Annotated in this window: 12 protein-coding genes and 1 pseudogene; 6 read left to right on the plus strand and 7 right to left on the minus strand. The window is 63.0% G+C overall.

Annotation, left to right across the window (positions count from 1 at the left end):
* A partial coding sequence (locus ACE3SN_RS14170; protein WP_374531079.1) for a flagellar basal body P-ring protein FlgI occupies positions 1–256 on the plus strand: 256 nt, incomplete at its 5' end.
* Between the two features lie 189 nt (positions 257–445).
* On the opposite strand, the gene ACE3SN_RS14175 is transcribed toward ACE3SN_RS14170, so the two are convergent.
* The 7 genes from ACE3SN_RS14175 to ACE3SN_RS14205 all read right to left on the minus strand — a co-directional run bounded on the left by ACE3SN_RS14175 (position 446) and on the right by ACE3SN_RS14205 (position 5,340).
* Positions 446–694, minus strand: a complete 249-nt coding sequence (locus tag ACE3SN_RS14175; RefSeq protein WP_374531081.1) for a DUF2188 domain-containing protein — start codon at positions 692–694, stop codon at positions 446–448.
* A gap of 33 nt (positions 695–727) precedes the next feature.
* A complete protein-coding gene (locus ACE3SN_RS14180; protein WP_374531083.1) occupies positions 728–1,318 on the minus strand; it encodes a PIN domain-containing protein in 591 nt (196 codons plus the stop codon).
* Between the two features lie 7 nt (positions 1,319–1,325).
* On the minus strand, positions 1,326–1,784 hold the full coding sequence (locus ACE3SN_RS14185; protein ID WP_374531085.1) for a helix-turn-helix domain-containing protein: 459 nt from the start codon (positions 1,782–1,784) through the stop codon (positions 1,326–1,328).
* 253 nt (positions 1,785–2,037) lie between these two features.
* The gene (gene terL / locus ACE3SN_RS14190) at positions 2,038–3,486 is read right to left on the minus strand and encodes a phage terminase large subunit (protein WP_374531087.1); all 1,449 of its coding nucleotides are present in this window, start codon (positions 3,484–3,486) and stop codon (positions 2,038–2,040) included.
* On the minus strand, positions 3,486–4,031 hold the full coding sequence (locus tag ACE3SN_RS14195; protein WP_374531089.1) for a DUF5681 domain-containing protein: 546 nt from the start codon (positions 4,029–4,031) through the stop codon (positions 3,486–3,488). The genes terL and ACE3SN_RS14195 overlap by 1 nt, the downstream gene beginning before the upstream one ends.
* Before the next feature lie 339 nt (positions 4,032–4,370).
* Positions 4,371–5,042 (minus strand): hypothetical protein, encoded by a 672-nt coding sequence (locus ACE3SN_RS14200; RefSeq protein ID WP_374531091.1) that lies wholly within the window; start codon positions 5,040–5,042, stop codon positions 4,371–4,373.
* The gene (locus ACE3SN_RS14205) at positions 5,029–5,340 is read right to left on the minus strand and encodes a hypothetical protein (protein WP_374531093.1); all 312 of its coding nucleotides are present in this window, start codon (positions 5,338–5,340) and stop codon (positions 5,029–5,031) included. The genes ACE3SN_RS14200 and ACE3SN_RS14205 overlap by 14 nt, the downstream gene beginning before the upstream one ends.
* A gap of 86 nt (positions 5,341–5,426) precedes the next feature.
* Between ACE3SN_RS14205 and ACE3SN_RS14210 the strand changes: the two genes are divergently transcribed.
* The 5 genes and pseudogenes from ACE3SN_RS14210 to ACE3SN_RS14230 all read left to right on the plus strand — a co-directional run.
* Entirely contained in the window at positions 5,427–6,461 is a 1,035-nt protein-coding gene (locus ACE3SN_RS14210) for a hypothetical protein (RefSeq protein ID WP_374531094.1), read from the plus strand.
* Positions 6,462–6,511: 50 nt separating this feature from the next.
* The gene (locus ACE3SN_RS14215) at positions 6,512–8,536 is read left to right on the plus strand and encodes a TonB-dependent receptor (protein ID WP_374531096.1); all 2,025 of its coding nucleotides are present in this window, start codon (positions 6,512–6,514) and stop codon (positions 8,534–8,536) included.
* Between the two features lie 40 nt (positions 8,537–8,576).
* Positions 8,577–9,350, plus strand: coding sequence for a class II aldolase/adducin family protein (locus tag ACE3SN_RS14220; protein WP_374531098.1), 774 nt, complete (start codon positions 8,577–8,579; stop codon positions 9,348–9,350).
* An 11-nt stretch (positions 9,351–9,361) separates the two neighbouring features.
* Positions 9,362–9,898 carry a (2Fe-2S)-binding protein gene (locus tag ACE3SN_RS14225; protein WP_374531100.1) on the plus strand — a complete coding sequence of 179 codons (537 nt, stop codon included), beginning with the start codon at positions 9,362–9,364 and terminating at the stop codon, positions 9,896–9,898.
* 28 nt (positions 9,899–9,926) lie between these two features.
* Positions 9,927–10,358, plus strand: a pseudogene (locus ACE3SN_RS14230) (NADH:flavin oxidoreductase); the annotation flags it as partial.

Here is a 10,358-nt window from a genome sequence, read left to right on the forward strand (position 1 = left end):
TGGTGCACGAGCGGTGCGCGCCGCGCCCTCGTGGTGCTCACTTCCTCAGCCTGGTCTTGGCCGGAAAGTGATCGCGCACCTGCCGGCCATGCCGCAGTGCCCAGCGAAGCCCTGGTCAAGATCGCTGGGCGCGGCGACGGTAGGGGACCTGGTCCAGGGGCTGGTTGGCTTGAAGGTCGATACTAGGCGAATAATCAGCATCTTGCAGGCGCTGAAATCGGCGGGCGCACTGCACGCCGAACTGATTGTGGAATGACAACGGCCTACTTGGGTTCGGACTCGAGCGACTCGAATTCGCGTCGTAGCTAGCCAATGAGGCCATGGACGGCGCCGCCAAGGCATGCCTTTGGTGCCACATTTTGCGTTCGGTTATCTGCGGCCCCCTCTCGCGCGGAAGTCTATTTATAAGGAATGAGCGCCTCCGTCGCAGAGGGAGGGCTCGGCACTAACCTTCTGTTTCTCTCGGGTCTTTGCTCCGGGGAAAAGTCCGTTCCTCTTGAATCTCGCCGTCTTGCTTGTGGATACGAACTGAGCCGCCCGCCTTGCCGAGAGCTGCCTTCAGTATCCCTCCTGCAGTTGCTTCGGCCTTGCTGTCGAACACCCGTTTGGCACGGCCGCCGCCTTCTGGCTCGAGCCGCCATTTTTCTCCGTCCGGGACCAGGTGATATTTGGGCAAGTCGGGTTTTTTGGCCATCGTCCCGTCTCCTTAACTTGTAGTGGTTATAGTTCAGATGGATTCGATATGCGGCGCCAATACGGAAGCGGTTTCAAGTAGTCCGTGCGCCTCGAGTGAGCGCAGCATGTCTTCTCCGGTTAATTCGGGTCGCTTCAATCGTAGCCGCATGCGATTGATCGCAGCAACGGCGCGCCCCTCCTCAAGGGCAATCGTGTCAGCGATGAAATCGTCAGCGCTGCGGGCCTCAATCGACAAGGAAGTCAGCACCGACGCCGGAAAGTCGGCGAGATTTTCGGTAACCAGAGCCTGCGCTTGAGTTTTGATTGCCGCTGCCAGAACATGCTCGTCATTTGGATCTGGCAATCCATAAGTCATGGTCTCAAGCAGGCCGTAGTCTTCAACTAGCGCTTCCGGAAAAGCCGCTTTCATGTTGGCAACAGAATGCCGAGCCCGCGCGGCGCAATTCGGCACGCCGCGCTCATGCAACACCCGGGCAATCGCTCGCTCTGTTTCAGCAAGCACTTTCTCAGACCATCGCAGACGGAAAAATTCCGCCTCGGCAAGGGTCAAGAGAAGGTTGCGTCGCCAAACGCTGACCAATGTGCAAGCATCGACAAAGGCGGTGTAGCGGTTGGCGAACATATGCTGATCAGATCAGATCCGCATCGTCGCCGATCAGTGAAGCAAGCGCATGCGAGCGTTCTTCATCCCGTTTGGCCTTGTACTCGAATATGTCTTCAGCCTTTATTCTGCGATGCCTGCCGACGAAAGTATGAGGCATAGCCCCTTGCTCGAGCAGTTTGATCAAGTGCGGCCGGGAAACATTCAGTAGATCAGCAGCTTGCTGAGTTGTCAGCATCTCCTGGATCGGCACCAACGTGACAGCATGGCCGCTACCGATGTGCCTCAGAAGTTCGAGGAAAATATCCGACATCGCGGGGGTTAGGGTGATCTCGACTGGCTTCTTCGTCTCCGGTTCACGTACACGCAAAGTGGCTTCGCCGGACTTTTGTGCGGCGAGCATCCGGCGTAGTTGGTTGGCGATCTGGCGATCGCTGGCAGACGGCATTTGGCCGCCAAAAGGCTCAGAATGCGCTGGCAAGGTCATGGAACTCTCCGAGGTTGTATACTCCACTACCCCATATTCGAAATAAACGCAACGAAACTCCGGTACAAGGTTCAGGACCGATCAAATTTCTTGCGCGATTGATACCGAGTCGTTTCAATGAATGTGTCGAGGCGGCGCTGCTGACGCCCCGGACTGAGCCGTTCGGATGGTATCCGGGAGGGCGCTGAGAAGTGAGCCACCATCGATTTGAGTCCCCAGGGCTTTGTCGTCCTGCCCCGGGATGAATGAGGGTTTAGGTCCGGCGGTTCGGTCTGTTCCGCCTGGTAATGCGGAGCTTGCGCCCGGTCCTGGGATCGTACTCTGTCTCGATCCAGCCTTTGCGCGACAACGCGAACTCAAGAAACTGCGTGGTACTGTCGACCTGGTCCCAGTGCCGGCAATTGGGGGCTGCGAGCAGCTCGCGGCACCATGCGTCGAGCCAAGGCGCCTCGTGCGGGATGACGATCTTGCCTGCCTCCATCTGTCCGGTCTGGCCGATCAGGCGCTCTTCCTTGGAACGTTCGGGTTTCCACATCAGCGGCGTAAACGGACCTTCCACGCGTAGTTCAGCGAAGAGCGCCGGTCCGGTGCTGGCGTCTTCAATGATGACACGGTCAGGGCTCCATTGCCGCCAGAGCCGGACAACGGCACGCTTGAGATCCCAGTAGTCGAGTCGCTCGCGCAAGACATCAAGCAGATACCAGCGGCCCTCGAGAAAGCCCCAGGTGGTGCAGACGGAGTACGCGCTGCCGGGCTCAGCGCTGGAGGCGGTGTCCCAGCTTTGGATCACCTTCCAGAAGGTGTCCCGCGTTGGGCGCTCATCATAGCGCCCAAACCATTCGAGGCGGACCAGATTGCCACCGGGCGGAGCAGGATCCTGCAAGTACTGACAGCTGTAGTTGCGTGCGCCATTTTCGGCTCGAAGTCTGGCGAGTGCCTCCTGGTTGAAGCGGACCGGATCGAGTAGATCGCCCGGCTCAAAGATATGAACCTTGCCCCGACCGATAGCGACCTCTTGCCGCGCCGGGGCAACGGCCGGGAGATTGAGGTGAACGGCGCCGCTTTCGAGCATGACTGCGGAGAGGTCGTATTCATGGAGCCGCTGCTGAATCGAAATGATGACCCCGCGTTGCGGATCGTTGAGCCTCGTTCCGATCGTTCCCCGGTACCATTGTTCGATGCGCGCCCGCTCAGCTTCGCTCCCGGCATCCTGCGCTTTCATGCAGTCATCGAGGATGATGTAATCGCCGCCAAATCCTGTGGCGCTGCCCCCGGTGGTTACCGACATGCGAAAACCACCTTTGGTGGTGTGCAAGTCCAGCATCCGGGTTTTCTTCCGGTCGATTACCGTACCGGGGAAGGCTGCCCGATACTCCGGGCTTTCCATGATCTGGCGCAGCTGGTTGTGGTGTTGGCGGGCAAGGTCTTCATTGTAGGTGCCGACGAGTATCTTCAGCGTGGGATCTTGCCCGAGCAGCCATGCACAGAACGCGACTGCCGTTGTGATCGACTTGCCGAACCTAGGTGGGACATTGATGACAAGACGGCGCACGTCCCCCCGGTAGGTGTCCACCAGAGAGTGGCACATCGCTTTGAGGTACCAGGCGAGGGCTAGCGGCGGGTCGTTTGGCTCCAGCTGGCGGAACACTTCCCGTACGAAGAATGGAAAATGCTCCCGCCAGATTCGATGCGGCGCAATCATCACCCCTCATCTCCGCTTTCCGGCTTTGGATCGGGCTCAATTCCAAATTCAGCCATGATGTCCTCGCGAACAGTCTGGCAGAATTCATCCAGGGTTAGCCTGTCGGCCTCATTGAGCCTGCCGGCCGGTTCAGCAGATTCCGGCGTTGCCGCCGGCGACATCCGCGCCATGTCAGCAAGGACCTGCTTGCGTGCGTCCTTGCTCTTGCCCTCCAAGGCATCGCGCACGGTCGTGATAATCAGCAGTTCGCCCTGAGAGATGCTGCGCTCGCGGCCATCGATCTTGACCTTTCGCTTCTTCGCGAGATGCTTGCGCATCATGGTGTCATAGCTGGCCGAGCCCTTGGGGCGACCAGGCCCAGGCTTGCCGGAGAAACGCGTCTCGACAGGCGGCCGGCCAAATCCGACCCCATGGTCTCCGGTTGGACGCCTTTTCCCGTTTGCATCGAGGACGGACTTTGGCCGGTACGTGTCCGCATCAGCTGCATTGTGCGGCGAGACCGGTGTACCCCACGCCTCTGAAGGGATGTTCCGGCTAGTCCGCAAACCCCGAATTGAGCCGGCGTTTCCGTGAAAGCCAACTCCATACTTTATCGGCGCTGTTTGGAATCTTGACGGGACCGGATGCGCTAACGTCGATGGTCTCCAATCAAAGGCTCATGATTGGATCATTTCCCGTTTTAGCGAGTTAAATTCCCGTTTCTGCTATCACGGGAATTCAATCATAAAACTGCGGAAATTCAGCTAATTGATAATCCGGAAAGCCGCGTTGAGTGGGCGGATTTTGGGATATTCCCGTTTAACCGGCTCGGAAACGGGAAACTGGCGGCGGAGACGTGTTGTCAGGTGACTGCCCCCACCTCCACCTTCCCTACAGCGCAGCGATTATCCCCTGTCTGCCAAGGCGCAGGTCGGCGTGCGCACTTCGAACTTCCTGCTGTGGCGCTTCATCCAGCCCCTGATCTGCCCGAACAGCTGCTCGAGTTCAAAGTTGAGCCAGCTTGGCCGATTCGTCTCATAGGCGTTGATGTCGCACATCCGGGCGCGCGCCGTTTCCATGTCGCCGTTCTTTTCGGCCACGCGCGCCTGCGAGAGATAGTATTCAGTCATGAGGGTATCGATCGGCACGCCAAAGCTCATCGCTTGCCGGTAGAAAGGTATCGCCCCGCTGTAGTCCTTGCGCAGATAGCGCGTCTGACCCTGATAATAGGCTTGATAGGCGTTGTAGACCGTCAGCTGCTTGGCATAGGCGCCTTTTTCCCGCCCGATCGCGTCCGCATCGGAGCGGCACCAGGCGATCTGGCTGGTGTTGTTGGCGGGAATGCCCAAGCACACCGCATTGTGATCGTCCCGTCGCCTGTTGATCGCCGTTTGCCGGGCAACGAGCGCATTGCGCTGTTCGAACAGCGCGCCATAGCCCGGCTCGCTCTGGCTCACGGCGACCGGCGGCGGTAGGGGCACTGGCCCCGCCTGCGCATCGGCGATCGTCGCCCCTGCAATCAGGGCCAGCGGGGCGGTCAGGCAGCCCAGCAGCCGCCGCGCGTTACACCGGGACATCGATCGGATCCGGCTGCGGTTCAGGCTGGGGCTCGGGCTGAGGCTCGGGCTGCGGTTCAGGCTGAGGCTCTGGTTGCGGATCGTCGGCCTCGCAGCCGTCCTTGGCGGCATTGCAATGATAGCCTGGCCCGCAATCGACGCAGGTCGGCTCCGGCACATCGGGCACCGGCGAGTCCGGAATATCGGGCGCGTGCTTGCCCGGCAGGTCGAAGTCCTGACCAACCCCCATGTCAGCCGCCGCAACCCCGCCGAAAAAGGCGAGCGGAAGGGCCAGTGCGAAATAATATTTTGATTGCATTGGATGATCCTATCCCAATCTTGCTATATTAGATGATCCGGATATTCATTGATTGCAATCAACGATCCGCTCCCCAACGCAAGGCTATGGGCTCGACAACGGAGATCAACATGCGCCACGCCCTGATTCTGACAGCGCTTCTTACCCTCGGCGCAGGCTGTGCTGCGGCCGAGCCCGCGCCGGTCAAGTCTGCCACCCTTGTCTCGGCCAGTCCGGCCCCGGCGCTCTATCAGTTGACCGTGACCAACCCCGGCACGCGCAGCCAGGGCGTGCGCGGCGTGCTGCTCGACGCCAACGGCAAGCCCCTTGCCGAGCCCGACGATCTGTTCGGGAACAGTACCGAGCCGCCGCCGGTCGAGACTCCGGTCGGCCACTTCGAATGGGTGCGCTGCGCGGCGCTGTGGAGCGTTTGCGGTTACCAGCGGATCCAGCCGGGCGAAGCGAAGTCAGCGATCGACAACCAGCCTTCGATCGGCGGGATGACCGAGTTTCGCATCGTCAGGGGGCCTGGCGCTAACCTGCCGGTCTATCGCGGCGAGATCTACAATGCCGGCAAGCTGGTCCAGCCATCCGGCGACAGTGTCGAAACCCCGATCGGCAAGCTGGTCCGGTTCGATGGCAAGCTGCTCGGCCAGCAGTGGCAGGGCTGGATTCCGGCCGCATGGCTGGCGCGCGAGCATGTCTATTACGAAGAGACGCTCTGGGGTGCCGGCAGCAAGAGCCAGCACATGGAAGGAACCTTCTTCGATGAGCAGGGGCGACCGGCCAATCAAGTGTCCTTCGAGGTGGTCAACACGCCGATCGGACCCTTCGTCAGCGTCGCGGGCACCTATCTCTGGGAAGACCGGGGCATGTTCCATCAGCGTGGCATGCAAACGTTCGTCCCGCCGGCCATAGGAACCGAACCGATTGAGATAACGACGTTCCGAGTCGTCGAAATCGGCACTGCCGAAGGCCCCGCCTTTCGCGGCGAACTGATCGAAGACGATGTTCCGGTCAATCCTGCCGGCGATCAGGCGAACACCGCGCTTGGGACCATGGTGCGGATCAACGGGGCCTATAACGGCCATGCCTGGACCGGCTGGATTCCGGCCAGCTGGCTGCCGCCCAAGGAACCATGAGAGCGGTTGCCAAGGTAGGGTGCAGGCCCTAATCGGCTGCACCCGAAACCATGCGCACCATCCTTCTCCTCTCCGCCGCGGCCCTGAGCCTGCCCGCCGCTGCCCATGCCCAGACTGCCGAGGGCGACGCCGCCGATTCCGCAGTGATCGTGGTCACCGGGCGCGGGCTCGATCAAACGCCTGCCACCACCGCTTATGACACGACCCAAATCAGCGCCGAGCAGCTAGGCTCCAGCGCCTCGGGCCGGATCGAGGACGTGCTCTCGTCGGTGGCCGGTTTCCAGCAGTTCCGCCGGTCCGACAGCCGTTCGTCCAATCCCACGGCGCAAGGGGTGACACTGCGCGCGCTGGGCGGCAATGCATCCAGCCGCAGCCTCGTGCTGCTGGATGGCGTGCCGATGATCGATCCGTTCTTCGGCCACGTCCCGCTTTCCGCCATCGCGCCGGACCGGCTGGCCAGCGTCCGGGTCACGCGCGGCGGCGGGGCGGGTGCGTTCGGATCGGGCGCGGTTGCCGGCACGATCGAGCTGGGCAGCGCGGGGCCGGATCAGCTTGGCTGGTTGTCCGGCAGCGCGCTGGCGAGCGATCGCGGCGACAGTGAAGTCTCCGCCAGCCTCGCGCCAAAGCTTGGTGCGGGCTTTGCCGTGGTTTCGGGGCGATGGGACCGAGGCGAGGGCTTCTGGACCACTCCGCTCAACCAGCGCGTTCCGGCCAGCGCCAAGGCCGCTTACGACAGCTGGTCGGTTGGCCTGCGTGCCGTCGCCCCGCTGACCGGCGATGTAGAGCTTCAGGCGCGCACGCTGGTGTTCGAGGACCACCGCACGCTGCGCTTCAAGGGCGCCGATTCGTCCACCGAAGGGCAGGACGCCAGCCTGCGGATCGTGGGCAAGGGGCCGTGGCAATTCGACGTGCTGGGATATGTCCAGGCGCGCAACTTCACCAATATCGTGGTCTCCTCGACCAGCTTCAAAAAGACGCTCGACCAGCGCGATACCCCCGCGATCGGCTGGGGCGGCAAGGCCGAACTGCGCCCGCCGGTGGGCGATGCCCATGTCCTGCGTTTCGGCAGTGACTGGCGCGTGGCCGATGGCACCCTGTTCGAGGATGCCTACAGCACGGTGACCGGCAAGGTCACCGCGCGGCGCACCGCGGGCGGGCGAAACAGCGATGTGGGCTTCTTCCTCGAAGACGATTGGACGCTGGGCGCGTTGACCCTGACGGGGGGCCTGCGCGCCGACCGCTGGACAATCCGGGACGGCTTCTTCCGCGAGGCCAACGCCGCGGGGACGATTACGACCGACAACACCTATGCGGACCGGGCCGGCTGGGACGGGTCGCTGCGCGGCGGCGCGGTGCTGCGGCTCGACGAAGGGCTGGCCGTGCGTGCCTCGGCCTACAGCGGGCTACGCCAGCCGACGTTGAACGAGCTCTATCGGCCCTTCACCGTCTTCCCGGTCACGACGAAGGCCAATGCGAACCTGCGCAATGAGCGGCTGGTGGGCTTCGAGGGCGGGTTTGACTGGACGGTCGTACCCGGCGTGCGGCTGTCGGTCACCGGGTTCGACAACCGGGTCGAGCACGCGATTGCCAACGTTACGATCGGAACCAACCTGCGCGAGCGCCGCAATGTTGATGCCGTCCACGCACGCGGGGTGGAAGGCACGCTTTCGGCCACGCTTGGACAGGTCAGTTTCGATGGCTCAATCGCCTGGACCGATGCCCGGGTCGAGGCCAGCGGCGCTTCCCTTGCGCTTGACGGGATGCGCCCCGCGCAGACCCCGCGCCTTGCCGCCAGCGCGACGCTGGGCTGGAAGCCGGCCGATGGCTGGAACCTGGCGCTGCGTGTGAAGCACGTTGGCGCGCAGTACGAGGACGATCTGCAGACCGACATCCTGCCCGCCGCGACCACACTCGACGCGTTCGTCGAAGTACCGGTGACCAGGAAGTTCAGTCTGGTCCTGCGGGCAGAAAACCTGACCGATACCGAAGTGTGGACCCGCAACCAGGGCGGCTCGGTCGATCTGGGCGCGCCGCGCACGATCTGGGCTGGATTGCGCATTTTCATCGGCAAATAATTCGCTAGGGTTGCGCTTCGAAACCGACCGGAGAGAGATCATGGCAACCCAGCTCAGCGCACACGCGCGAAACATCGATTGCAGCGAAGAGGAATGGCAGGCCCGCCAGCAATTGGCCGCGTGCTATCGGATATTCGATCACCTCGGCTGGTCGGAATCGATCTACAACCACATCTCGGTGAAGGTCCCGGGCGAGGAAGGCGCGTTCCTGATCAACCCCTATGGCCTGCTCTATTCCGAAGTCTGCGCCTCGAACCTGGTGAAGATCGACATCGACGGCAACACGCTCGATGGCAGCCCCTATCCGGTGAACAAGGCGGGCTTTGTCCAACACTCGTACTTCCACCGCCACGTGCCCTGGGCCCACGCCATCGTCCACACCCACACCACCGCGACCATGGCGGTGTGCAGCCTTGAAGGCGGGCTCCAGCCGGTCAACTTCTATGCCTGCAATTTCGCGGGCCGCATCGCCTATCACGATTTCGAAGGCATCACGGTGCGCGCCGAGGAAGGCGAACGCTTGCTGAAGAACCTCGGCGACAAGCGTGTACTGATGCTGAAGAACCACGGCCCGGTCATCCTTGGCCGGTCGATCCCGGAAATCTTCATCATGCACTGGTCGCTGCAGCGCGCCTGCGAAATTCAGCTGGCGACCATGGCGGCGGGCAAGCCGATCGTCGTGCCGGATGAAGTCGTCACCGTGCACCACCGCGACCTGCACGAAGCCAATGTTCCCGGCCACCAGCCGGGCGGGGCGGACTTCGATGCCTGGGTGCGCCGGATCGACAAGATCGACCGCAGCTGGCGCGACTGATCCGGCGCTGAATGTCCCGCCTCACGATCAACGAGCGCGCCGTCGAGCTGCGGATGGATCCGCAGACGCCCCTCTTGTGGGCGTTGCGCGACGGCGCGAACCTGACCGGCACCAAGTACGGCTGCGGGGTAGGGGACTGCGGTGCGTGCATGGTCCTGATCGACGGTCAGGCGCTGCGCTCATGCCTGGTCACGCTGGGCGAGGCGGAAGGCCGCAACATCACGACGATCGAGGGCCTTTCGCCAGACCGTTCGCACCCGGTGCAGCAGGCGCTGGTGGCCGAGCAGGCGATCCAGTGCGGGTTCTGCACCCCGGGCATCGCAATTGCCGCCGCCGCGCTCCTTGCGCGCAACGCCGATCCGACGCCGGAAGACATTGCTGCCGCGGTGCCCAACCTGTGCCGCTGCGGGGTCTATCCGCGCCTCGTTCGAGCGGTGCAGCGCGCCGGGCGGGTCATGCGCCGGGTCGAGACGATCAGCGCCGCCCCTGCGCCGGGGCTCACACCACAAGATGCCGCGCGCGCGGTTCCGGCGATGAAGGCCGAATAGACCGGCGAGCTGAAAACGGGGGAAGTCGATGATTGAAAGTCCGCTGACGTTGCCGGGCGGTGCGCGCCTGCCCAACCGCCTGGCCAAGGCTGCGATGACCGAGGGGCTGGCCGATCCGCAGGGCCGCCCGACCGCCGAGTTGGAGCGGCTCTATGCGATCTGGGGCAAGGGCGGCTGCGGCGTGCTGCTCAGCGGCAATGTCCATATCGACGCCGACCATCTGGAGCGCCCCGGCAACGTCATTCTCGATTCTGCGCCCGATGGGGCGATGATCGACGCGCTGCGCCGCTGGACGGGCGCGGCCAAGGCGGGCGGCAGCCAGTTCTGGGCGCAGATCAGCCATGCCGGGCGCCAGACGATGAAGCCGGTCAATGCGCATCCCAAAGCCCCCTCGGCGGTCAAGCTGGGCCTGCCCGGCGGCCAGTTCGGCGAGCCGGTGGCCCTGACCGAGGCGGAAATC

It is taken from the genome of Novosphingobium sp., from assembly GCF_041915465.1.
GTDB lineage: Bacteria > Pseudomonadota > Alphaproteobacteria > Sphingomonadales > Sphingomonadaceae > Novosphingobium.